Raw genomic sequence first — 22,773 nt, 5'->3', positions numbered from 1 at the left:
ACATGTGGTTTTCCGGCTAGCGGTACGTGCAGGCGACAGCCCTTAGGTCGGCGGCCAGATTACCGTGGGCTCGTCGAAAAGCGCTCTTTGGAAAGCGCTCGTCGATAGACGAAACTGGCTATTGGTTCGAAGCGCGAAAGGAGCGTGGCCACCTATCATGTCCATCTGGGATACTGAGATTTTTGGTAGCGATTCGGTCATTGAACTCTTCGATGAGGTTCAGGATCTCGACTCACAGGATCGTGTTGGTGCATTGATTGATGCTGGCCGCATTGGAGTGGATTCCGAAAATAGCGATGAGAAAGCATGCGCACTCGCGGCGGCTGTGATTATTGCAATTTGGAATGGTGCGCCATTTAGCGGCGGTGACATTGTGGAGGACTACAGCTTCATCCGGGAGGGAATCTCGGAGGCGCACGGCAGCGAGGAAGATGCGTTGGCTATCGCATCCGAGGTGTTCGATAGTCTTCTGGGGGAACTCAGTGAGTCTGACCAGGCGGCGCTGGAAAACTGCGTCGAAGCGGTAGAGTAACTCTCGCGTCCCCAGTAGTAATTCTTTAAGAAGAATCTCACGTCAAAGAATCTAGAGAAAGCGTTACATGTCCTCGAAGAACATTGATTTCAAGGTTGCAGACCTCTCCCTGGCTGAGGCCGGTCGTCACCAGATTCGTCTGGCTGAGCACGAGATGCCAGGTCTAATGGCGCTGCGCGAAGAGTACGCAGAGCAGCAGCCACTGGCCGGTGCCCGTATTTCCGGCTCCATTCACATGACGGTTCAAACCGCAGTGCTCATCGAGACGTTGACGGCGCTGGGCGCACAGGTCCGTTGGGCCTCGTGCAACATCTTCTCCACACAGGATGAGGCCGCTGCGGCAGTCGTCGTTGGGCGAAACGGCACTCCGGAGGATCCGCAGGGTGTTCCGGTTTTCGCTTGGAAGGGCGAGACACTGGAAGAGTACTGGTGGTGCCTCGACCGCATCTTCGACTGGGGCGATGAAGATGCCAACATGATTCTGGACGACGGCGGCGACGCCACCATGGCTGTCATTAAGGGCATGGAATTCGAGGATGCTGGCCTGGTGCCGCCTGCAGAAGAGTCGGATTCGGATGAGTTTATTGCCTTCAAGGACATGCTTCGCGCCAGCCTGGAGAAGGATGCCGGCCGTTGGCACCGAATTGCAGAGTCGGTCAAGGGTGTCACAGAGGAGACCACCACTGGTGTCCACCGTCTCTACCACTTCGCAGAGCAGGGAGTGCTGCCATTCCCGGCCATGAACGTCAACGATGCGGTCACCAAGTCCAAGTTCGATAACAAGTACGGCACCCGGCACAGCCTTCTGGACGGCATCAACCGCGGTACCGACATGCTGGTTGGCGGCAAGAGCGTACTGGTCTGTGGCTACGGTGACGTGGGTAAGGGATGCGCAGAGGCACTGGCTGGCCAGGGCGCTCGCGTTCAGGTCACCGAGGCCGACCCGATTAACGCATTGCAGGCATTGATGGACGGTTTCGACGTTGTCGCTACTGAGAGCGTCATCGCAGATGTCGACATTGTCATCACCGCCACAGGCAACAAGGACGTCATTACTTTCGAGCACATGCAGCAGATGAAGAACCACGCGCTGCTGGGCAACATCGGACACTTCGACAACGAGATTGACATGCACAGCCTGCACCATCGCGATGATGTCCGTCGTGTGGAGATCAAGCCGCAGGTCACCGAGTATATCTTCCCGCATGCAGACGGCGAAGAGCGCTCTCTGATCGTGCTTTCCGAGGGGCGTTTGCTCAACCTGGGCAATGCCACCGGACACCCGTCCTTCGTAATGTCGAACTCCTTCGCCGACCAGACGATCGCGCAGATTGAGCTCTACTGTAACGGCGAAAAGTACGACAACTCTGTCCACCGTCTGCCGAAGATTCTGGATGAGAAGGTCGCTCGCATTCACGTCGAGGCACTTGGCGGCGAGCTCACCCGGCTGTCCAAGGAACAGGCCGAATACATTGGCGTTGATGTCGAGGGCCCGTATAAGCCAGAGCACTACCGCTACTAGTTCTAGCCAAGGCTAGGCCGTAGCCATGTGTGCGAGGGGAAAGATTTGATTATCGCAGTCGAAGGAATCGACGGTGCTGGCAAGAACACGCTTGTCACAGCTGTTACCAATCAACTCCGAAGTCAAGGGCACTCCGTTTCATCGATGACCTTTCCGGCGTACCGGCAGACAATCTTCGCTGATTTCGCCGATCAAGCCTTGCACGATCAGCTCGGCGACACTGCGGACTCCGCCTGGGCAATGGCACTCCTGTTCGCTCTGGACCGCAAAGAACGTCGTCAAGCGATTGTTGATGCAGCGCGCGAGAACGATGTTCTGATTATCGACCGCTACGTCGCGTCCAACGCGGCCTACTCCCTGGCTCGCACACAGGATCCGGCGATCGTCGAGTGGATTGAGAAGACCGAATTCGGAGATTTCCAGCTTCCGCTTCCCGACGTTCAGGTCTGTCTGGCCACGTCGGTGGGAGTGGCAGCCGAACGCGCACGCAATCGGGAAGCCGCTGATGTGCAGCGAACTAGGGATACCTACGAAAAGGACTCGGGTTTGCAGGAGCGCACGCTGGCGGCGTACCAGAAGTTCGCGGGGGGCTCGTGGCAGTCACCATGGTTGATGCTTACGGGGGATGATGGGGCGGACCGTCTTGTGGAATGGATTAGTGCACGCCTGCGCTAGCCACCTCAACTGGAAACTACAGAACTAGATAGCTTTACGTTTAGAATATGACGCATGAGCTCAAAAATCCTGGTTGTTGATGATGATCCGGCCATCGCCGAAATGCTCACGATGGTGATGGAGCGCGAGGGCTTCGACACTGTAGTAGTCGACGATGGCCTCGAAGCTGTCAAGGCAGCAGAGCGGGAGAATCCAGATTTGATTCTGCTGGATCTCATGTTGCCGGGCATGGGTGGTGTCGATGTCTGTCGCACTGTGCGAGAGACATCGGCGGTGCCGATCATCATGTTGACTGCGAAGACCGACACGGTCGATGTGGTCCTCGGCCTGGAATCCGGTGCGGATGACTATGTCACGAAGCCCTTTAAGCCGAAGGAGCTCGTGGCGCGTGTGCGCGCTCGGCTGCGTCGTCAAGAGGACAGCCCGAGTGAGACCCTCGAGGTCGGCGACCTGACTATCGACGTGCCCGGTCACGCCGTGTTCCGCGATGGCAAGGAGATTTCTCTGACCCCGTTGGAGTTTGACCTATTGCACACTCTTGCATCCCGTCCGAAGCAGGTCTTTTCCCGTGATGAGTTGTTGGAAAAGGTCTGGGGATATCAGCACACCTCGGATACTCGACTCGTCAACGTTCACGTTCAGCGGCTGCGCTCGAAGATTGAACTGGATCCGGAAAACCCCCAGATTGTGCTGACCGTCCGCGGTGTCGGGTACAAGACGGGTGACTAATCAAGGCCAGTCAGCTTTAGTGGGAGCCGATTCTTGCGTCGATTAATAACGAAGCTTCGAGACTTCACCAATAGGGGAGTGACCTGGGCGGTTACGCTCTGGCGCACGTCTATCCAAGCGCGCATTCTGACCTCTGTGGTGGTACTGAGCGCGATGGTGATTGCGGTACTCGGTTTCGCGCTGGCAACTATTGTTACCCAGCGGCTTATCGACGCAAAGGTTACCGCTGCCGACGAGGAAATTGACCGTGCTCGCGCGGTGGTGGAGCAGGCGATTGAGAACTCTTCGTCCAACGAGCTGCAAGCTCTGCTCAACGTGGGGCGCGATGCCCTTGTGAACCGTGCAGCCGGTTCCGGTGCTGCGCCACTGACAAGCTATGAACCGCTGCTCGTGGCGCCGGTGCCACGAGGCACGGTGTTGGCTTCATCGCCGATTAAGGCCGATGTCCCAGAACGATTGCATGAAGTAGTCCGACAAGGGCAAATTGCGTATCAGGTACGCCAAGTCACTGATAATCGCGGAGATACGTACTCGGCGTTAATCATCGGTAGCCCTACTTCTACCTCGGTTGATGGGCTCGAGCTCTATCTGGTCACCTCTATGGCTGCAGAGGAATCGACTATTAAGTTGGTTCGTGGTCTGCTCGCCGGTGCGACTGTAGTCATCATGGCGCTTCTCGGCGGTATTACTTGGTTCTTCTCCAATCAGGTGACGACACCAGTGCGTTCCGCCGCCCAGATTGCCCAGCGCTTTGCCGACGGCCACTTGCGCGAACGCATGGTCGTGCAGGGTGAAGATGACATGGCGCGACTGGCCATGAGCTTTAACAAGATGGCCGAATCGCTGTCGACGCAGATTAGACAGCTGGAGGAATACGGCAGTCTGCAGCGACAGTTCACCTCCGATGTTTCGCATGAGTTGAGGACGCCTTTGACCACGGTGCGTATGGCCGCCGATCTTATTGCTGACGGCGCTGAGGACCTCGATCCGGCGACTCGCCGCGCAGCTGAGCTGATGAATGAGGAGCTTGAACGTTTTGAGATGCTTCTCAATGACCTGCTTGAGATCTCACGTCACGATGCCGGCGTCGCTGACCTGTCCGCAGAAAAGGTCGATGTCCGTCGCTGCGTGGATGCTGCCTATCAGCAGGTAACGGTCGTGGCTAAGGAGACCGGTACACCCATCCGCTTCCACCTGCCCGATGAACCGGTAATGGCAACAGTCGACTCGCGTCGTATCGAGCGCGTGCTACGCAATCTTATGGCCAACGCTGTTGACCACAGTGAGGGCAATCCGGTGGATGTTACCGTGCGGGCGAGCGACTCCGCCGTCTCGTTTACGGTTGTTGACCACGGTGTGGGGCTCAAGCCGGAGCAGCAAGAGCTGGTGTTTAACCGGTTCTGGCGTGCTGACCCCTCGCGTGTCCGACGCACCGGCGGTACCGGACTTGGCTTGGCGATCGCGCGTGAGGACACACAATTGCATGGTGGGGAACTGGAGGCATTTGGCGTGCCGACGGTCGGTAGCTGTTTCCGCCTGACTGTGCCACTGGAGCCTGATGCGAGCTTCGGTGAGCATCCGCTCGGCCTGGGAGTTCCTCCGCTGCCCGATCAGATTCCGCATCAGCGGGAAATTGGTGCACGGGAGTTGGAATCGGATTCGATTGCACCGCAAGTCAAGAGCCAGAATCAGGGTAAGGGGCAGCCGACTAGCGATAGCGAATCCCGACAGGCACGAGAGGAGGATAGTTAAATGACGGCGCAGCAACAGTCAAAGGCTCGTCGCGTCCTGCGTAAGACAGTGGCGCTTAGCTCAGTGATCATTTTGGGCACAGCCGCAGGATGTACCACCATTCCGAGGAACACCAGCCCCCAGGTGCTGCGTCCGTTTGAGCCGCCCCAAGTTCGTATTGAAGTTCCGCAGCCACGACCGAATGTCAATGCAGACATTGTTCTGCGCGACTTTTTCGCCGCAGCCGCGCATCCGGTTGATGATTTTCAAGCTATGCGTGCCTTCATGACCCCGGAACTTGCGGCCAGTTGGAAGCCGCATGATAGCGCCCGCATTCTCGACGGTGTCAACCTCATCGCTCAACGGGATGAAGGAGGTTCTCGACAGTCCTTCGTTGCCCGAGGTCGCAGCGTTGGTCAATTTGGTACTGACGGTGCCTATGAGCCCCAGTCCGGTGACTATGAGGAAACCGTGGAGATGAAGCTCGGTTCGGATGGGCAGTGGCGCATTTCCTCGCTGCCCGACGGTGTTGTCATGGAGCGTCAGGCATTCCTGGAAAACAATGTGCCTCGCAATGTCTATTTCCTCGACCCGGCGGGTAATCATTTGGTCACAGATCGTCGTTGGCTCTATCGTGGCGTCACCGATGGCGCGACCAATCTGTTGACAAAGCTGAAGAACGGACCATCAGCACCACTGCGGCCGGGCGTCACCACAGTGCTCAAGCCCAATGCGTCAATTGCGGTGGAAGCAGGACCTGTGTCCAACTCGGACGGTCGCAGGGTCGAAATCACCGGATTGGGTGATGTTTCCGAGGAACTGCGTGTCATGCTCGCGGCACAGATTATCTGGACTCTCGACTCGGCAGATTTCCGTGGTCCGTGGGTCCTCATGGCCGACGGCGAACCACTAGTTGCCAGCCACGACGAGCCGTGGACGAAGGATACCGACGCAATCCAGCTCTACGACCCGAATCATCTACCGGCTGATAACGCACCGTTGCGGACGGTCGACCGCAGCGGTATCTACGAGATTGCTGACGGCCACGCCACACCTGTGGGACGCGGCTGGTCCGCCAGCGGCAGCACTGCGGTGTTTTCCGCGGCAGTGGGCATCAATCCCAATGGCAGCGAGCTTATTGCCGCCGTGTTCCGCTCGGCTGTGGGTGGTCGTACCGGTTCGTATGACCTTGGGGAGTCCACATTGATGCTCGGCGGAATACAAGATCAGCCGGTTCCTGTGCTGACTGGCGAGAGTCTCACCCGTCCGACATGGTCGCCAGATGCCGAGGCGGTCTGGACAGTGAAGGACGGCACAACCGTCGTACGCCTGGTTCGGCAGCCGACGTCATCCCGGATTCAGCAGGAGGAGGTTGATACCTCTGAGGTCAATCACCTTCTTGACGGCGGCGAAGGCACGGGGCACCCTAGCGCCGGTATTTCTGAATTCCGCGTCGATTCTTCAGGCACCCAGGTAGCGATGATTATCGCTGGTGAGGTCTATATCGCCACCATCGAAAGACATGACGACAAACCGTGGAAGTTGACGCATCCGCGCGCTCTGCCGCTCCCTGAAAACGTTTCCCCGGTGTCGCTGACGTGGTCGCCGAATCAAACGGTCACGGTGGGCGGTTACAGCGGAGACACCCCGATGTGGAGTGCCTTCCCGGACGGTGCGACCAGCTCCGTTCTGCCGAAGCTCAACCTGACACCGCCAATTCCTGTGGTTACCGCGACCTCGTCGAAGCGTTACGCATTGGATGCCACCGGTGTCATGGAGCTGATCTCCAGCGAGGGGCAGCAGCAGTTCTGGCGCCAGGTTCCGGGTGCGCATGGTCGAATGGCTCCGGTGTCTGTGGAGTAAGCGCAAATCGGGGAGGGGATCAATGGCGCAGGGGAAATCATTGCAGGGTGTACTGCGCGTGCTTTACGACGTCACTCGCGATGCGATCGGCCTCGTGATACCGGAAACCTGTCCGGTGTGCGGCTGCTCCGGGACACTGTGTCGTGATTGCAAGGACGATCTTCAGCAACCTCCAGTGCGGTTTTCACCGCGGGCTGCGTTACGCGCAGCAGCGTGGACCTGCGGTCCGTACTCCGGTGCAAGGAGACATCTCATTTTGTCGGCCAAAGAACGGGGCAGTGGTGAAGCCAGACGAATCATGGGGGCCGTGTTCGCCGCTGCGGTACGAAGGCTGGTCTCAGACGGCCATATAATGCCCCCGGAAATTACCCCCGTCATTTTGATTCCCGCGCCGACAAGATTGTCATCCCGCCGACAACGGGGTGGGGATCCGGTAACAATTGCCTGCGACTTTGCCTGCAGTCAGCTCCCCTCTAGTTCGGTATTGTCCCTGGTGCGCATTGGTGGGCGCACGCGGGATTCTGCGGAGCTTGGGGCTTCTCAACGCAGACGAAATCTTTCTGGCCACATTGTGCCGCTGACGCAATTCAAGCACGGAATTAGTGACAAGCTGCGACAACGGTGTGCCCAGGCGACAGTGATTCTGGTTGATGATGTGGCCACCACTGGTGCCACTGCAGCGGAAACCGAGTTGGTGGCAGCGTCATTGGGGATTCGCATCGACATGGTGTTGGTGCTCGCCCGAGCGTAGGCGCAGGGGTGTCGTCGGCAAGCGAAAAATAAACGAGGGGAACGTGGCATTGGTTACCCCCGGAACTGTATCCTGGGGGTGCAGAAAGACTCGTCACCGTAGACGCCGTGAGTAATCCCGCTCACGGAAGGGCGGTGGCCATACCGGGAGGTAGGTAGCAAGTGTCCACACCTGCTGACAACAACGAGGTACTCAGCCCGAACGCTCAGGTGACCATCACCGGGCGCAATGTTGAGGTTCCAGAGCACTTCGCAGATCGTGTTAAGGCGAAGCTGGCGAAGATTGAGCGCCTCGACCCGACTTTGACCTTCTTCCACGTGGAGCTCCAGCACGAGCCGAATCCGCGCCGTGCAGACCGCTCTGACCGTATTCAGATCACCGCTACTGGCAAGGGGCACCTGGCTCGTGCGGAAGCGAAGGAAGATAGCTTCTACGCTGCACTGGAGTCTGCTCTGGGCAAGATGGAGCGCTCCCTGCGTAAGGTGAAGGCTCGCCGCAAGATTAGCCGTTCTGGCCACCGTGCACCTATGTCCGTCGGCGAGGCAACTGCTTCGCTGGTTGCAGAGGCTGAGGCAGCGGCTCCGGAAAAGGCTGATCCGTACGAGGATCTGGTTGAGGACGTACGTCCGGGCCAGGTTGTGCGTACCAAGCAGCACTCCGCAACTCCGATGACGGTGGAAGATGCTCTGTCTGAGATGGAGCTCGTCGGTCACGACTTCTACCTCTTCGTTAACGAGGCAACCTCTCGTCCGTCCGTGGTCTACCGTCGTCACGCATACGACTACGGTCTGATTGAGCTGGCAGAGGAAGACGAGAAGTAAGTCTTCACCAAAAAGAGCACGCAATACCGCACAGAGTTGTGTATTGGTAAGTAATTGCTCACATGAGCCCGTCTTCTCTTAGAAGGGAAGGCGGGTTCGTCGTATAATCAACCGTTGCACATTAAAGTTCGACGTGAATCGGCCGGAAAGGTCCCAATTTAGTGTTTTCGCTCAGCAAGTTGCTCCGCATTGGTGAAGGCCGCGCTGTCAAGAGGCTTGGCAATATTGCAGATCAGGTCATCGCCAAGGAAGACGAGTACGCAGCTCTTTCAGACGATGAACTCCGTGCCAAGACCGAGGAGTTTAAGAAGCAGCTGGCTGACGGTGCCGATGTGGACGATTTGCTGCTGGATGCTTTCGCCACGGCGCGCGAGGCATCCTGGCGCGTGCTGGGGCAGAAGCACTACCGCGTCCAGGTTATGGGCGGTGCGGCACTGCACTTCGGCAACGTTGCCGAGATGGGTACTGGTGAAGGTAAGACCCTGACCTGTGTGCTGCCCGCATACCTCAATGCGTTGGCAGGCAAGGGCGTTCATGTCGTTACGGTTAATGACTACCTGGCTAAGCGTGACGCCGAGTGGATGGGTCGAGTCCACCGCTTCCTGGGGCTTGAGACCTCCGTGATTCTCTCTGAGCTCAGCCCGGACCAGCGCCGCAAGGCCTATGCTGCCGACATCACTTACGGCACGAACAACGAGTTCGGCTTTGACTACCTGCGCGACAACATGGCGCATTCGCTCGACGATTTGGTGCAGCGTGGGCACCACTTCGCCATCGTCGATGAGGTTGACTCGATTCTGATTGACGAGGCCCGTACCCCGTTAATTATTTCCGGTCCGGCGGATGGCGATCCGCACTGGTACCTGGCGTTCTCCAAGATTGTGCCGCGTATGAAGCGCGACATTCACTACGAAGTCGATGAGCGTAAGCGCACCATCGGTATTCGTGAAGAGGGTGTTGAATTCGTTGAGGATCAGCTGGGTATTTCAAACCTGTATGCTCCGGAAAATTCCTCGCTGGTCAGCTACCTGAACAATGCCCTGAAGGCCAAGGAGCTGTTCACCCGCGACAAGGATTACATTATCCGTAATGGTGAGATTCTCATTGTCGATGAGTTCACCGGTCGTGTGCTGGCAGGCCGTCGCTATAACGAGGGCATGCACCAGGCAATTGAGGCCAAGGAAGGGGTGGAGATTAAAAACGAGAACCAGACGCTGGCAACCGTTACGCTCCAGAACTATTTCCGCCTCTACGACAAGCTGTCCGGTATGACCGGTACGGCTGAGACTGAAGCGGCTGAGCTGCACCAGATTTACAAGCTGAACGTCATGGCGATCCCGCCGAATCGCCCGAAGCAGCGTGAGGATCTGCCCGACCTGATTTACAAGACTCAGGAGGCAAAGTTCGCCGCTGTTGTCGAGGACATCCGCGAATGCCATGAAAAGGGCCAGCCAGTTCTCGTTGGTACGACATCAGTCGAGAAATCCGAGTACCTTTCCAAGCTCCTGCAGCGCGAAGGTATTCCTCACTCTGTGCTGAACGCAAAGCACCACGAGAAGGAAGCTGAGATTGTCGCGGTGGCGGGTCGTCTCGGAGGCGTTACCGTGGCAACTAACATGGCCGGTCGTGGTACTGACATCGTGCTGGGCGGTAACCCGGACATCATCGCTGACCTGAATCTGCGCTCTCGTGGTCTGGACCCGGTGGAAACTCCGGAAGAGTACGAAGAGGCGTGGGACGCTGAGATTGAGCGTGTTCGTCAGCAGTCGAAGGAAGAAGCTGACAAGGTACGTGAGGCCGGTGGACTCTACGTCCTGGGCACTGAGCGCCATGAGTCGCGCCGCATTGACAACCAGTTGCGTGGTCGTACCGGTCGTCAGGGAGACCCGGGTGTTACCCGCTTCTACCTGTCCATGCGCGATGACCTCATGGTTCGCTTCAACGGTCAGCGCATGGAAGCGCTGATGAACACTCTGAATGTCCCGGATGACGTTCCTATTGACTCCAAGGTTGTCTCCAACTCCATTAAGAGCGTTCAGGCTCAGGTGGAAAGCCAGAACTTCGAAATCCGTAAGAATGTTCTGAAGTATGACGAGGTTATGAACCAGCAGCGTAAGGTCATCTACGCTGAGCGCCGTCGCATCCTCGAAGGTGAGGATTTGAAGACTCAGGTTCGCGACATGCAGGACGACGTCGTCGATGCGTATGTCAACGGTGCCACCGCTGACGGTTACGTGGAGGATTGGGACCTCGACGAGCTGTGGAACGCCCTTGAGCAGCTCTACAGCCCGACGTTTACGGCGCAGGAGCTCATCGATGGCTCTGACTTCGGTACCCCGGGTGACCTCTCGGCCGATGAGCTGTCCAAGGCTCTGCACACGGACATCTCCGCCAGCTACGACCAGCTTGAGGATGCGGTCTCCGCAATTGGTGGCGACGACCAGATGCGCAACATTGAGCGCTTCACCATCCTGAATGTCATGGACCAGAAGTGGCGCGAGCACCTCTACGAGATGGACTACCTCAAGGAGGGTATTGGCTTGCGCGCCATGGCCCAGGCTGATCCGCTGGTGGAGTACCAGCGTGAGGGCTACGACATGTTCACCGCGATGATGGACGGCATCAAGGAAGAATCGGTTCGTCAGCTGTTCCTAATCCGTAAGCAGGTTATGCCCGCAGTGGAAAATACTGAGGGGCAGGAAAACCAGGCTCCAGCTCTGCCGACGGAAGCTGCTGAGCAAAATCAGCAGATGACCTACTCGGGCCCCAGCGAGGACGGCAGTGCAGAGCAGCAGCGCGTGGATCAAGAGCCTGAGGGCAACCGAGCACAGCGTCGGAAGGCGGCTCGCAAGCGCCGTCGCTAAGCACTAAAGCACACGAAACGCGGTCATGATCCATGGCCGCGTTTTTGCTGTTCCGCGGCGGAACGTACCCGTGAACGCGCGAACGCGCGGACCGACACGGCAACTACCCAGGAACTCCACCTTTTTGCCATCCGCGGAAGCGCTGGCGTGGAAGGATTGCAACGCGACACCTTTGAGGCTGGTGTTTTTCGACAGCGTAAGTATCGCAGCGTGAATAATTGGGTCGATGTTGATGCGACGCAAATCGTTGACTCGCCTGCGACCCGCGATGATGTCGAAGACGCGGCGAGTAATCGTGCCAAGCTCCTGTCTCAGATTCTGCTCACAGTGCTGGACGACGTGCGGTGTTTGCGGCGTCTTTTTTGCAGCAGGAGTGGCCACGGCGGGCGGTAGCGCCGTCATGACAGCGGTCCCGGAAGCAACGGAACATCCGCTATAGGCCGATGTCACTTTTGCGGTTGGAGAAGTGGCGACATTAGCTGACTGGCCAAGTTGAATTGTGTGGAGAAGCGAGAAGCCCGTTGCCGGTTCGATGAATTCCCTGCCACTGGATCGGTTCTCAGCGGCGTGTGACAGCGCGTAAGGCATCGGCGCCTGCGATGTTGGTACGTGAGACGTAGGTGCCATGGATTAATCCCCCTAAAAACTCTCCATTGGCAAGTTCCCCCTTGCTGAAGACCATTGTCCTACAAGTGCTTTAAGTGTGCAGCTTGTGAAGGGGAATTCACGGCTGGCATGGGGGTGGGGAGAAGATGCAGCCGCGAAATGGGCTGAGTGTCTCGCTGCTAATAGCCCTATAGGTTTCCGTCAAAGCCGTTCTGGTCGTCTATAAATTGGCGTAACGAACAGCCAATTAACACGCTGAACTGGAAAAAAGGCAAACGTGCAGGTCATGCGATAAACTACAGGCCATGCGCGGAATGATTATCGATTACTGTGGTGTCCTCGACGGTACGGATGAAGACCAGGCACGTTGGCGTAATTTGCTGGTAGAGGCGCGTGCAAATGGTGTTGGCCTGGCAGTCCTGTCGAATGACCCAGGTGGCCCATCGGCGGATCCGATTCGCAAGCTCGAAGATGAGGGCCTGGTAGACGCAGTTGTGCTCTCTGGTGAAATTGGCCATGAGAAGCCTTCGGCAGAGGCTTTTAATGCAGCTGCTGCGGCTATTGAGCTGCCGGCACGGGACTGTGTGTTGGTGGATGATTCGATTGAGAACATCCATGCTGCCGTCTCTAACGGCATGGTGGGAGTCTTCTATCAGCAGTTCGACCGCGCAGTGGTCGAGATTGCCGGTCTACTGGGTCTCGAGGGCGAGTTCTAATGCGTGTCTATATTCCAGCGACTTTCTCCATGCTTGAGGCGCTGAAGGAGGATGAGCTCTTCCACGCCCGCGGTGGTTGGGGCTTTGCTGTCACTGAGGCGCTGCGCGATTTCTTTACTGAGGGCGATGATGAGGAACTGGCAGATGTGGCCTTTGATGAGGCTGCGCGTGCGTCGCTCCGTCTGCTCGATGCTGCAGAAGAGAAGTTCCCGCACCGCCGAGTAGTCATTTCCGTCGATGTGGAGGCGGAACCGCAGTCGGATATGGGCGATGCTGTGGTTAAGGTCGGCGGCCCAATTTCGCTTGCCGACGTTGCAGCGCTCCACATTGATGTGGAAGAGGCGGAAAGCAAGGTTGAGGCTGCGATCGAAGCCGTCGATAAGGCAGATCTCGGTGACGAGGATGCGGAGCTCACTGTCGGCGATGCGCTGGAGATTCCGCTGGCGTGGTATGACGTAGCTGAGCTCGGCATGGTGGTCGACTTTCTGTAGTAGCGCGTGCTTGGCGTTGAAGAAAGGGACTGGGTTTTGGAACCCAGTCCCTTTTTGTATGGCACAAGTTTTTTCTGCGGGGGTATAAAAGGCGGGATTGTTTTGTGTGGAGAAGCTCCATGTCAAAGGGGGCGTTTCGCAGGAGAGCGGGGGTAATGACAATTTCGCTATTTGTGTCAAAATCATTTGTTTCTCTTGACCAATAACTTACCGCTCCGTAGTCTACGTCTAAGTAACTTACGGACACGTAATAATGAATCGGGCGGGGAATGCCTGCTGGTGAACAGTGTTATTACTTGTTCTCCCGTGACAGTCAGGAGGGCCAAGAATGGGGCTTAAGACCAAAGTTTCCCGGGTATTCAAGCATTTATCCACGCCACTTTTGCCCGATGACTACACGCATTTGCTAAATCCGCTGTGGTCAAGTCGCGAGCTGCGCGGTCAGATTGAGGCCATTAATCCCACATCTCCTACTTCAGCAGAGTTGATAATCCGTCCGGGGTGGGGGATGCCAACAGACTTCAAGCCGGGTCAGTTCATCGGACTCGGCGTAGAGGTCAAGGGGAAATACCTGTGGCGTTCCTACTCACTGACAAATGCACCGCGGCCTCATGACGGGCTGCTGACTATCAACATTCGTGCACTCAACGACGGCTACGTGTCCCAACACCTCGTCGCCAATGTAAAACCGGGTACTATCGTCCGCCTGGCTGCCCCGGCTGGGGATTTCCATCTTCCGGAGCCACTCCCAGCCCGCATTGCGTTTGTTACCGCAGGCTCCGGCGTAACTCCTGTGATTTCCATGCTGCGTGATCTTTCAGCTCGCAATGCATCAGTGGAAGTCGAACACATTCACTCCTACCGCGGCGAGGCAGAAGCTGTGTTTGTCAACGAACTCCGGGAGCTGGAACAGCGCAGCGCTGTTAGCGCGTTGAAGTATCGCCTGCATGCCCGGAATACGGAGACGCAGCCGCGGATTGACGCTGCTGCGGTTACCGACATCATTGCTGACTTTGGAGCGCTGGCATCGTCGGCAAGCGCCTATGCCTGTGGTCCGGTTGAACTGCTGAAAAACCTTGAGCCGGAGTTCCCCGGGCTGCGGACGGAACGTTTCACCGTTGACCGCTCGGCGGCGGAGGACGTCGGTGGCACGGTGAGTTTCGGCAGCCGAGGCGATATCGACGTAGACGGTGCAACCACCATCCTGGAGGCGGCGGAGAGCGTCGGGATTGACCTGCCGTACGGCTGTCGGATGGGAATCTGTGCGACGTGCGTGCAGCAGCTCTCCGACGGCGCAGCGCGGGACATCCGCACCGGTGCGACGTTTGTGGCGGGGGAGCGAGTCCGAACGTGCGTCTGTGCGCCGGCGGGGCACGCGCGTATCGAACTGTAAGTTCGCCCCACATCTATCTCAACCTGCATTAACCAGGAAAAACTACCTCAAAGGAGTTGGGACCCTTCCCATGGCAATTTCCGATATCGCATCGTATGCGCACTTGAGCGAAGAAGACGTCGCAGAGATTGGGCGTCGGTTTGCGGAAATCGAAAAGCAACACCGCGATTCGCTGGGGCAGAAGGATGCTCGCTACATCCGCACGCTCATCCGCATTCAACGTACCCTTGAGGTGACTGGTCGAGGTCTGCTGATGGTGCCGACCGCAGGCATGGCCCTGAACAAATTGGGGCTGCTGCCGAAGTCGTGGAAGAACACCGCGCACTGGGGTTTCAAATGGGCGGGTGCCTCAGCGCTGGGGCTGGCAAAGATTTTGGAAAACCTCGAAATCGGCCACAACACCATGCACGGTCAGTGGGACTGGATGAATGACCCCGAGATTCACTCGGCCACCTGGGAGTGGGACAATTCCTGCCCATCCAGCGGGTGGAAGCACTCCCACAACTTTGTCCACCACAAGTACACCAACGTGCTCGGTATGGACAATGATGTGGGATACGGCATTCTCCGGGTGACTCGTGACCGCCGTTGGAAGCCATCGACGCTGCTGCAGCCGGTGTCGAACGTGGTGTTGGCCAGCCTTTTTCAATGGGCAGTGGCTTTCTACGACGTTGAGCTCGGGCGTGTGTTCGCAGGCAAGAAATCCTGGGATGAGGCCCGGTCGCAGCTCATGGAGGTTCTCAACAAGTCGGGGCGCCAGGTGATTAAGGACTACGTTCTCTTCCCGGCGATGGCGGGTCCTCGTTACCGCGAAGTGGCATTTGCGAACATGATGGCGAACCTCGCCCGTAATCTGTGGGCCTACGCTGTCATCTTCTGCGGACACTTCCCGGATGATGCCGAAACCTTCACCAAAGAGCAGTACAACACCGAGGACAAGAGTGAGTGGTATTTGCGCCAAATGCTGGGCTCGGCGAACTTCCACGGTGGGCTGGCGTTGTCGGTGCTCTCGGGAAATCTGAATTACCAGATTGAGCACCACCTCTTCCCAGACATGCCATCCAACAGGCTCGCGCAGATTTCGAAGCAGGTTCAGCAGATTTGCCGAGAATACGACCTGCCATACAACACGGGGTCGTTCCCGAAGCAGTTCTTCCAGGTCCAGCGCACACTGCTAAAGTTGTCGCTGCCGGATCGCTTCTTAGTCGCTGACCCGGACAACGCTCCAGAGGTACGTTCGGAGGCGGCGTTCAAGAAGTATCCGCAGGTTGAAGCGGAGCTCCAGTCCAGTTCCCCGCAACGCAAGGGCTTAGCGACGGGCCTGCGAATGCTCCGCCGTCTTCGCCCAGGCGTCCGGGAAATTGTCCGAGCCTATACAGGTCGCTCAACGCACACTGCTGCGTGCGGTTAGCCCTCGACCCGCTTGCGGACCGCAGCTGCGGCTGCTGGTTCGCGGTTCCATGGCATTGATTGCTTGTGGGGGAGCCGTAGCCAGGCACGAATTATGGTCACAGTTAGTGTCGCAGTTGCACCAGCGAGGAAGAGCGCTAGGTAAGCCGAGGAATTCTGGCCGGTAAACTCCACGGTCACGATCAGTGCGAAAAGTGGAGCTGCCATGGATGCCGACAGGAAGGCCGCCGCTCCGAGAATCGCAAAGTCGCTCAGCGGAACTGAGGGCATCAATGGCTGTACGAAGCAGCCGACGATGAAACCGCTGAGCGCGCCAAGGGCAAAGCCGGGCGTCAAGAGACCACCGACGGCACCCGAACGGAAAGTAACGAGAACCGCGACAGCTTTCGCAATCAGCAGCATGACCGCAAAACCCAGCAGCGGGCGGTCCATGAGAACTGTGGTCGCAGCGATACGACCATTGCCCAACACTTCTGGAACCCACAGTGAAATCACACCAACCAGCGTGAATGCGAGGGGGATGGCCCAGGCAGAATGCCAGCCAGTCGGTGCTTTGTCCGACATCCGCGAGCTGAGAATGCGAAATGCGTAGCCAATGGCGCCGCAGATAACACCGATGAGCAGTGCTGCCCCGAGGTTGCCCCATCCGTCTGAGAGATTGATTGGGCTGTAGAGCGGGCTACTGCCGACCACAATGCCCGACGTCACCGTCGCAATGGCCGAACAAGCCAGCACCACCATCACCGCGGTAATGCTCAGTGAGCCCAGCAGAATCTCCAACGAGAAAACCGCTCCAGCCAGCGGGATGTGATAAATCGCCCCCAGGCCGGCACCGGCCGCTGCTGCGACCAGAATACGGCGGTGTAGCGGATCGATGCGTAGTCGATGCGACACCTGTGAGGCCACCATTGCACCTAGCTCACGCGGGGCATTCTCGCGTCCCATGGATGCACCTGCGGCTACGGTCGCCATCTGCAAAAACACATTGACAAGAGTCGACCACACAGGCATGAGACGGCCGTGCATGCCTGCCTCAACGCTTTCAATGGGCTTGGCTTTTGTGCGCAGCGCCGCCCACAGCGGTCCTGCAATCAGGCCCGCCACCACAATTCCGACAAAGCGCTGGAGACCGGTGGTTCCATCGGTCACGACGGCCACGTCACCCTCGTGCTGTCCGTAGACCGCGTACTCGATGCCGTGCATAATCAGTGCGAGGCCGGCTGCTCCGAGCCCTGTCGCAAGCCCAACGATAAGCGTGTAGATGCACAGCCGAATCCAGCTTCCGGGCCCGGGGTAGAGCCCGGATTCCCCCTTGTCCGTCTCAGCACTTGCCGAGGCTTCAGAGGACGTCTCTTCAGAATCGGTGTGGCTAGTCTCTTTCAATGTCCAGCTCCCAGTCCTCGTTGTCGCTGATAGCGATCAATAGACGACGCACTGCCATCGCTCGACGGTGCTGAACTCCCTCCAGCTTGTCCAGGGCGCACTCTGGATCCGCGGGTGGTCCCAAATGGGTGCAACCACGTGGGCATTCATCTGTTGCCGCCTGGATATCTGGAAACGCCGCCAGTAGCGTCTCCGGTGTCACATGAGCCAGGCCAAAGGAACGAATACCCGGGGTATCAATGATCCACGAGGGCGCGCTGTTTTCGCTTTCCGACGGCAACATCAGCGCCACCGACTGCGTGGAGGTATGGCGGCCCTTACCCACACCACTGACTTCGCCGGTCTCACGGTTGGCTTCGGGAACAATCCGGTTGACGAGGGTTGATTTCCCAACACCGGAATGCCCAACCAAAGCTGTCACTCGTCCGGGAATATCGATGAGCTCTGACAAAGGAGCCAAGTCATCGTTAATACCGCAGACAACGACATCCACTCCGAGTGCGGAAAACTCCCCGGCGAATTCCTCTGGATCAGCCAAATCAGACTTAGTCAGGCAGAGCACGGGACGGACACCGCCGGCGTAGGCCGCGACCAGCGCGCGTTCGACAAAACCGGTGCGGGGTTCAGGATCGGCGACTGCACACACAATGAGCAGCAGGCTGGCATTGGCCACGACAATGCGCTCATACGGGTCATTGTCATCAGCGGTGCGACGCAAGACCGTGCTGCGCTCTGCCAGCTTGACGATGCGGGCCAGTGTGCCCTCACGGCCGCTGACATCGCCGACGACACCGACACGGTCACCGACAACGATATTGGTGCGGCCGAGCTCGCGGGCACGCATGCATGTCACTGCAACATCGGCGTTGTTATCGAGGACTACACCCCAACGACCACGATCCTTGGTCACCACCATGCCCCAGTGGGCATCTGCGTGGCTGGGGCGATCCTTCGTCCGTGGCCGAGACCCTCTACCGGGGCGGATGCGTACATCGGACTCGTCCCATTGCCGTCCACGCCTGCGTGCCGCCACTGTTATTTCCCTGCCTCGGTTCCGTCCTCCATGCCATCAAGTCGAGCTTCGACCGACTTTTCCAACGAGCTAGGGCTGGGGGAGGCCAGTCCGAGCATCTCCAGCCAGCGCAGGTCGAATCCAGGCATGGTCTTAGCGGTGGTACCGATGTTTTCGACTTCCACGCCCTCCGTGCGCAGGCCAACAATGGCACCAGCGGTGGCCATTCGATGGTCGGCGTAGCTGTGCCAGAGGCCACCGTGGAGCGGAACGGGGTCAATCGCAATGCCGTCGTCAAGCTCCGTAGCGCGACCGCCGAGGCGGTTGATTTCCGTGGTGAGCGCGGCAAGACGGTTGGTTTCGTGACCGCGCAGGTGTGCGATACCCGCCAGCTCGGTGCGGGTGGTGGCCAGGGCGGCGATGGCAGCGACCGTTGGGGTCAGCTCGCCAATCTCGGACATGTCCATCGTGATTCCGCGCAGCTCCGATGGTCTTGGACCCACGACGGTGAGGCTGGTGCGGCCACCCTCGTGACGGTTGAACGTCACGGTAGCGCCCATCGCGGTGAGGATGTCTCGAATGCGGTCGCCCGGCTGCGTGGTGTGCTCTGGCCAGTCGGGCACGGTGACGCTGCCACCAGTGACGGCCGCAGCGGCCAGGAAGGCGGCAGCGTTGGACAGGTCGGGCTCGATCTGCCAAGTACGACCCATCATTTCGGTGGGGCGAATGGTGAACGTTGTGCGTGGTCCCTCAGGTGTGTCGGCCGTGGTCTCCTCGATCTGCACACCGGCCTCGCGAAGCATGTCCAGGGTCATGTCAATGTGTGGGCGGGATGGAATCTCACCGGTCGGGCGAAGTACGAGGCCACGGCCATAGCGCGGCGCTGACAGCAACAGGCCAGAGACGAACTGGCTTGAGGCCGAAGCGTCAATTTCCACTTCGCCGCCGATGTCCGGCAGATCTTGCTCTTGGACCGAGTCACCGAGGCGGTTGCCCTGGTTCGGACCCTGTGGATTGACCGTGAAAGGAAGCCCATTGCCGGCGATGTTCACACCGAGGCTGCGCAGGGCATCCAGCACGGCCGACATCGGGCGAGCCTTGGCCTCTACGTCGCCTTCGAAGAACACCGACCCCTGCGCAAGAGCTGCGATAGGCGGCACGAAGCGCATAACCGTACCTGCAAGGCCACATTCCACGACACCACCGCGGAGCATGCGTGGAGTGACACGGAGCGTGTGGTTCGGGGCACCCGAATATGTCGAGTCGGCACTGATATCAGTTCCCAGGGCCTGCAGTGCGCGAATCATAAGATCGGTATCGCGAGAGCGCAGAGCACCATGGATAACCGATGGGGTCGAAGATAGCGACGCGATGACAAGAGCACGGTTCGTAATCGACTTCGAGCCGGCAATCTGCACCGTGGCGCTAAAAGGCCGTCGACCGGATTCGGCACCGTCGACACTTACAGTAGGGGCGGACCAATTCTGATTTTGGGAACACACACAACCAATTATGGAACACTTCCACCCCAGACCTCGACTAGAGGGGGAGTCATCGGCACAATCAGTTGGTATGTGTGGTCGTTTCGTCAATTTCGCAGTCGCCGAAAAGCTGCTCAGCACCACGGCTGAGATTCCCGGTTTGGCGCCCGTGCGTGCCGACGGCCCGTTGTCCACCTCCCGCTACAACATCGGCCCGACCATGCCAATAGTCGCTCTTGCCCGCGAGCACCCCGGCCGCACAGGAACCATTGCAGCCACCGTGCGCTGGGGTTTAATTCCGCAGTGGGCCCGCGAAGTGCCAACGACACCTTTCTTCAACGCCCGTGCGGAAACCTGGCAGTCCAAACCGACTTTCCAGGACGGCCTTCCCTGCGCAATCCCCATGAACGGTTGGTATGAATGGAAAAATCGCCAGCCCTACTTCGTCAGCTTCGGTGATGATGCACCACTTTTCACCGTCGCGGGGCTGTGGGCACGCTGGGGAGATATAGTCTCCGCCACAATTCTCACCACCGACGCCGTGGGACAGCTCGCGGATCTGCATCATCGTATGCCACGCGTGCTTGCCGACGATGAAGTCAGCGATTGGCTGGATCTTTCGGCCTGGGCAGCAAACGGAGATGTTGGCGTGACCAGCGCCGAGGTGGTGGAAAAGCTGACCATCCGACCGGTCAACCGCGCCGTCGGCAATGTTGCGAATGAAGGGCCGCACCTGCTGGATGAGCCCGATGGTGCGGTACCCGGCCACAACGAGGAGCTGTTCTAAGGCCGTATCAGCGGGGAGGTTGCAGGAGTAGCCGCAGGATTAACGGGCGATGTCGGCGACCGTGGCGTCGCAAAGCGAAACCAGATCAGTGGGTGACAGTTCGATGTCCCACCCGCGGCGACCACCGGAGACGAACACAGTGTCGGAGAGAGTGGCTGTCTCATCAATGACGGTGGGGAGCTTGCGGCGACCGCCAAGCGGGGAGATGCCGCCAGGAACGTAGCCGGTGGCAAGCGACGCGTCATGGGGGTCGGCCATCGTGGCCTTGGAAGCCCCGATAGCCGCGGCGGCGGCCTTGAGGTTGAGCATTCCGGTGGCGGGGACGACGGCGATGGCCAGCCCAGTGCGTTTGCCGGATAGCTCGATAATGAGAGTTTTGAAGATGCGTTCGGGCTCGACGCCGAGGTGCTCTAGCAGCCAAGATGCGGCCTCTTCGCCGAAGTTGTCGCTGCCGTGGGGAAATTGGTGAACGTGGAAGTCGATTCCGGCGTTCTGACAGAAGGCGATGGCCGGGGTGGCGGCAGCAGATTTTTTGGCGGACTTCTTCGACATACTTTCCCATCGTTGCACACCAGCGCAGTGACGCTACGAAATGCCTGGTGACGGGGTCTGGCCGACTCGTGGGTGAGGATGTTTTAGGATAGGTAGCATGTCAGGTGATCAGACAGGAACATCGGCCATCCGGACTGATGAGTCGGATGAGGAGCTTGCGCAGCGCTTTGAGCGTGATGCCATGCCGCTTTTGGATCAGCTCTATGGAGCGGCGCTGCGGATGACACGCAACCCCGCCGATGCCGAAGACCTGGTGCAGGAGACCTATATAAAGGCTTTTCAGGGCTTCCGCTCCTACAAGCCGGGCACGAATCTGAAAGCGTGGCTCTACCGCATTCTGACGAATGCGTACATCAACAACTACCGCAAGGCGCAGCGTCGTCCTGCCGAGTACGCCACCGATGACATTACGGATTCACAGATCGCGGAAACCGCGTCGCACACTTCGATAGGGCTGCGCTCTGCTGAGGTTGAAGCGCTGGAAAAGCTTCCTGACGAGGAAATTCGTGACGCTTTGATGAGTCTCAAAGAGGATTACCGGATGGTGGTCTACTACGCCGATGTCGAGGGATTGCCCTACAAGGAAATCGCCGAAATCATGGGCACGCCCATCGGAACTGTGATGAGTCGGCTCCACCGTGGAAGAAAACAGCTCCGAGACGCGTTGCACAACGTGGCCGTGGAACGTGGATTCTTGAAAGAAGAGAAGGGAGATTCTCCGCGATGAGCCGAGAGTCGAGCCAAGATATGGAGCAGACGCCAGAGCGCGGGCACGCCTGTGAAGATGCTTTCTGTCAGGATGTCCACTCGCGCCTACACGCATTTTTGGATGGCGAGTGTGATTCGGAGGAGCGCCGCTTTCTCGAGGAACACATTCACAAATGCCCTCAGTGCTTAGAAGAGTTCGGTTCCGAGCAAGCTATCCGACGGCTGCTGCGCCGGTGCTGCCAGCAACCTGCCCCTGAGGATCTCCGCCAGCGCATTACCACCCGTATTCGCGTGTCCTATACGCGGGTGGAGTACCGCAGGTAGTTGCTGGCGGCTGGGTTTTGACGTGTATTCCTTTGATGCTTAATGCGATGTTGCGTAATGCGGTAATGCGAAATACGGAAAATCCCAGGTCACGGAGATGTGGCCTGGGATATTTTTGTGGAATTATTTGTGGAGCTAAGGGGAATCGAACCCCTGACCTTCGCATTGCGAACGCGACGCTCTACCAACTGAGCTATAGCCCCATTGCCTTCGAGCAACCTAGCTGGAGCTCCTGTAAAAGCTCTATTTTTAGACGTTACTCCCGGTGGGGTTTGGGCTCCAAACTCGCTGGTAGTGATCTGGTGGATGGTTAATCCTGAAAAGCGAGGATGGGGGATCGCAGGGGTATCGAAAAGGTGCAGAAAGTGACTAGGTTTATGACAAAAAACGCGGGTAGGTTCATGCGGTGAATGCATCACCAC

At 58.3% G+C, this 22,773-nt stretch carries 21 protein-coding genes and 1 tRNA gene; 16 read left to right on the top strand and 6 right to left on the bottom strand.

What is annotated here, in order from left to right; translation table 11 throughout:
- Window positions 1–157: 157 nt before the first annotated feature.
- From HMPREF2708_RS00115 to secA, 9 genes are all read left to right on the top strand, one after another.
- Window positions 158–532, top strand: a complete 375-nt coding sequence (locus HMPREF2708_RS00115) for a DUF4259 domain-containing protein (RefSeq protein ID WP_038627901.1) — start codon at window positions 158–160, stop codon at window positions 530–532.
- Between the two features lie 67 nt (window positions 533–599).
- Window positions 600–2,054, top strand: a complete 1,455-nt coding sequence (ahcY, locus tag HMPREF2708_RS00110; protein WP_070830861.1) for an adenosylhomocysteinase — start codon at window positions 600–602, stop codon at window positions 2,052–2,054.
- 45 nt (window positions 2,055–2,099) lie between these two features.
- Window positions 2,100–2,729, top strand: a complete 630-nt coding sequence (locus HMPREF2708_RS00105; protein ID WP_070830858.1) for a dTMP kinase — start codon at window positions 2,100–2,102, stop codon at window positions 2,727–2,729.
- Between the two features lie 54 nt (window positions 2,730–2,783).
- A complete protein-coding gene (gene mtrA / locus HMPREF2708_RS00100) occupies window positions 2,784–3,458 on the top strand; it encodes an MtrAB system response regulator MtrA (RefSeq protein WP_048731669.1) in 675 nt (224 codons plus the stop codon).
- Between the two features lie 78 nt (window positions 3,459–3,536).
- On the top strand, window positions 3,537–5,210 hold the full coding sequence (mtrB, locus tag HMPREF2708_RS00095; protein ID WP_070830855.1) for an MtrAB system histidine kinase MtrB: 1,674 nt from the start codon (window positions 3,537–3,539) through the stop codon (window positions 5,208–5,210).
- Window positions 5,211–7,052, top strand: a complete 1,842-nt coding sequence (locus HMPREF2708_RS00090; RefSeq protein WP_070830852.1) for an LpqB family beta-propeller domain-containing protein — start codon at window positions 5,211–5,213, stop codon at window positions 7,050–7,052.
- 484 nt (window positions 7,053–7,536) lie between these two features.
- The gene (locus HMPREF2708_RS10795) at window positions 7,537–7,803 is read left to right on the top strand and encodes a hypothetical protein (protein WP_141762894.1); all 267 of its coding nucleotides are present in this window, start codon (window positions 7,537–7,539) and stop codon (window positions 7,801–7,803) included.
- 161 nt (window positions 7,804–7,964) lie between these two features.
- Window positions 7,965–8,624, top strand: a complete 660-nt coding sequence (gene hpf / locus HMPREF2708_RS00080; protein ID WP_038627911.1) for a ribosome hibernation-promoting factor, HPF/YfiA family — start codon at window positions 7,965–7,967, stop codon at window positions 8,622–8,624.
- A 161-nt stretch (window positions 8,625–8,785) separates the two neighbouring features.
- The gene (secA, locus tag HMPREF2708_RS00075; protein WP_070830848.1) at window positions 8,786–11,488 is read left to right on the top strand and encodes a preprotein translocase subunit SecA; all 2,703 of its coding nucleotides are present in this window, start codon (window positions 8,786–8,788) and stop codon (window positions 11,486–11,488) included.
- Window positions 11,489–11,491: 3 nt separating this feature from the next.
- On the opposite strand, the gene HMPREF2708_RS00070 is transcribed toward secA, so the two are convergent.
- Window positions 11,492–12,115: a hypothetical protein gene (locus tag HMPREF2708_RS00070; protein ID WP_070830845.1), complete on the bottom strand. Its 624-nt coding sequence runs from the start codon at window positions 12,113–12,115 to the stop codon at window positions 11,492–11,494.
- Window positions 12,116–12,399: 284 nt separating this feature from the next.
- On the opposite strand from HMPREF2708_RS00070, the gene HMPREF2708_RS00065 reads away from it, so the two are divergent.
- The 4 genes from HMPREF2708_RS00065 to HMPREF2708_RS00050 all read left to right on the top strand — a co-directional run bounded on the left by HMPREF2708_RS00065 (window position 12,400) and on the right by HMPREF2708_RS00050 (window position 16,105).
- A complete protein-coding gene (locus HMPREF2708_RS00065; RefSeq protein ID WP_038627918.1) occupies window positions 12,400–12,810 on the top strand; it encodes an HAD-IA family hydrolase in 411 nt (136 codons plus the stop codon).
- Entirely contained in the window at window positions 12,810–13,301 is a 492-nt protein-coding gene (locus HMPREF2708_RS00060) for a DUF6912 family protein (protein WP_038627920.1), read from the top strand. The genes HMPREF2708_RS00065 and HMPREF2708_RS00060 overlap by 1 nt, the downstream gene beginning before the upstream one ends.
- A gap of 328 nt (window positions 13,302–13,629) precedes the next feature.
- The gene (locus HMPREF2708_RS00055; RefSeq protein ID WP_070830842.1) at window positions 13,630–14,694 is read left to right on the top strand and encodes a flavin reductase family protein; all 1,065 of its coding nucleotides are present in this window, start codon (window positions 13,630–13,632) and stop codon (window positions 14,692–14,694) included.
- 70 nt (window positions 14,695–14,764) lie between these two features.
- A complete protein-coding gene (locus HMPREF2708_RS00050; protein WP_070830839.1) occupies window positions 14,765–16,105 on the top strand; it encodes a fatty acid desaturase family protein in 1,341 nt (446 codons plus the stop codon).
- On the opposite strand, the gene HMPREF2708_RS00045 is transcribed toward HMPREF2708_RS00050, so the two are convergent.
- Genes HMPREF2708_RS00045 through aroA form a run of 3 tightly spaced genes read right to left on the bottom strand, consistent with a single transcriptional unit; the run spans window position 16,102 to window position 20,001 of the window.
- On the bottom strand, window positions 16,102–17,487 hold the full coding sequence (locus HMPREF2708_RS00045; RefSeq protein WP_070830836.1) for a chloride channel protein: 1,386 nt from the start codon (window positions 17,485–17,487) through the stop codon (window positions 16,102–16,104). The two genes, HMPREF2708_RS00050 and HMPREF2708_RS00045, sit on opposite strands and share 4 nt — an antisense overlap.
- Window positions 17,474–18,520, bottom strand: a complete 1,047-nt coding sequence (rsgA, locus tag HMPREF2708_RS00040; protein ID WP_070830833.1) for a ribosome small subunit-dependent GTPase A — start codon at window positions 18,518–18,520, stop codon at window positions 17,474–17,476. The genes HMPREF2708_RS00045 and rsgA overlap by 14 nt, the downstream gene beginning before the upstream one ends.
- Before the next feature lie 2 nt (window positions 18,521–18,522).
- The gene (gene aroA, locus HMPREF2708_RS00035) at window positions 18,523–20,001 is read right to left on the bottom strand and encodes a 3-phosphoshikimate 1-carboxyvinyltransferase (protein ID WP_083321812.1); all 1,479 of its coding nucleotides are present in this window, start codon (window positions 19,999–20,001) and stop codon (window positions 18,523–18,525) included.
- 70 nt (window positions 20,002–20,071) lie between these two features.
- Between aroA and HMPREF2708_RS00030 the strand changes: the two genes are divergently transcribed.
- Window positions 20,072–20,767 carry an SOS response-associated peptidase gene (locus tag HMPREF2708_RS00030; RefSeq protein WP_070830827.1) on the top strand — a complete coding sequence of 232 codons (696 nt, stop codon included), beginning with the start codon at window positions 20,072–20,074 and terminating at the stop codon, window positions 20,765–20,767.
- Between the two features lie 39 nt (window positions 20,768–20,806).
- Here HMPREF2708_RS00030 and ybaK read toward each other — a convergent pair whose 3' ends face one another.
- Entirely contained in the window at window positions 20,807–21,319 is a 513-nt protein-coding gene (gene ybaK / locus HMPREF2708_RS00025; RefSeq protein ID WP_070830824.1) for a Cys-tRNA(Pro) deacylase, read from the bottom strand.
- A 97-nt stretch (window positions 21,320–21,416) separates the two neighbouring features.
- Between ybaK and HMPREF2708_RS00020 the strand changes: the two genes are divergently transcribed.
- Window positions 21,417–22,046, top strand: coding sequence for a sigma-70 family RNA polymerase sigma factor (locus tag HMPREF2708_RS00020; RefSeq protein WP_016422221.1), 630 nt, complete (start codon window positions 21,417–21,419; stop codon window positions 22,044–22,046).
- Window positions 22,043–22,351, top strand: a complete 309-nt coding sequence (rsrA, locus tag HMPREF2708_RS00015) for a mycothiol system anti-sigma-R factor (RefSeq protein ID WP_016422222.1) — start codon at window positions 22,043–22,045, stop codon at window positions 22,349–22,351. The genes HMPREF2708_RS00020 and rsrA overlap by 4 nt, the downstream gene beginning before the upstream one ends.
- A gap of 130 nt (window positions 22,352–22,481) precedes the next feature.
- On the opposite strand, the gene HMPREF2708_RS00010 is transcribed toward rsrA, so the two are convergent.
- A tRNA-Ala gene (locus HMPREF2708_RS00010) sits at window positions 22,482–22,554 on the bottom strand.
- Between the last annotated feature and the right edge of the window lie 219 nt (window positions 22,555–22,773).

This window comes from Corynebacterium sp. HMSC073H12 (genome assembly GCF_001837775.1).
GTDB classification, from domain to species: domain Bacteria; phylum Actinomycetota; class Actinomycetes; order Mycobacteriales; family Mycobacteriaceae; genus Corynebacterium; species Corynebacterium amycolatum.
The sequence above is the reverse complement of the archived record's forward strand: the minus strand, read 5'-3'. Positions and strand labels throughout refer to the sequence as shown.

What these genes read in the sequence shown, in the direction of transcription:
- HMPREF2708_RS00090 (WP_070830852.1), top strand. Translation starts at nt 5,211, where the DNA reads ATGACGGCGCAGCAACAGTCAAAGGCTCGTCGCGTCCTGCGTAAGACA.
- ahcY (WP_070830861.1), top strand. Translation starts at nt 600, where the DNA reads ATGTCCTCGAAGAACATTGATTTCAAGGTTGCAGACCTCTCCCTGGCT.
- HMPREF2708_RS00115 (WP_038627901.1), top strand. Translation starts at nt 158, where the DNA reads ATGTCCATCTGGGATACTGAGATTTTTGGTAGCGATTCGGTCATTGAA.
- HMPREF2708_RS00050 (WP_070830839.1), top strand. Translation starts at nt 14,765, where the DNA reads ATGGCAATTTCCGATATCGCATCGTATGCGCACTTGAGCGAAGAAGAC.
- HMPREF2708_RS00055 (WP_070830842.1), top strand. Translation starts at nt 13,630, where the DNA reads ATGGGGCTTAAGACCAAAGTTTCCCGGGTATTCAAGCATTTATCCACG.
- mtrA (WP_048731669.1), top strand. Translation starts at nt 2,784, where the DNA reads ATGAGCTCAAAAATCCTGGTTGTTGATGATGATCCGGCCATCGCCGAA.
- HMPREF2708_RS00020 (WP_016422221.1), top strand. Translation starts at nt 21,417, where the DNA reads ATGTCAGGTGATCAGACAGGAACATCGGCCATCCGGACTGATGAGTCG.
- HMPREF2708_RS00060 (WP_038627920.1), top strand. Translation starts at nt 12,810, where the DNA reads ATGCGTGTCTATATTCCAGCGACTTTCTCCATGCTTGAGGCGCTGAAG.
- HMPREF2708_RS00065 (WP_038627918.1), top strand. Translation starts at nt 12,400, where the DNA reads ATGCGCGGAATGATTATCGATTACTGTGGTGTCCTCGACGGTACGGAT.
- rsrA (WP_016422222.1), top strand. Translation starts at nt 22,043, where the DNA reads ATGAGCCGAGAGTCGAGCCAAGATATGGAGCAGACGCCAGAGCGCGGG.
- HMPREF2708_RS00030 (WP_070830827.1), top strand. Translation starts at nt 20,072, where the DNA reads ATGTGTGGTCGTTTCGTCAATTTCGCAGTCGCCGAAAAGCTGCTCAGC.
- HMPREF2708_RS00070 (WP_070830845.1), bottom strand. Translation starts at nt 12,115, where the DNA reads ATGGCACCTACGTCTCACGTACCAACATCGCAGGCGCCGATGCCTTAC.
- ybaK (WP_070830824.1), bottom strand. Translation starts at nt 21,319, where the DNA reads ATGTCGAAGAAGTCCGCCAAAAAATCTGCTGCCGCCACCCCGGCCATC.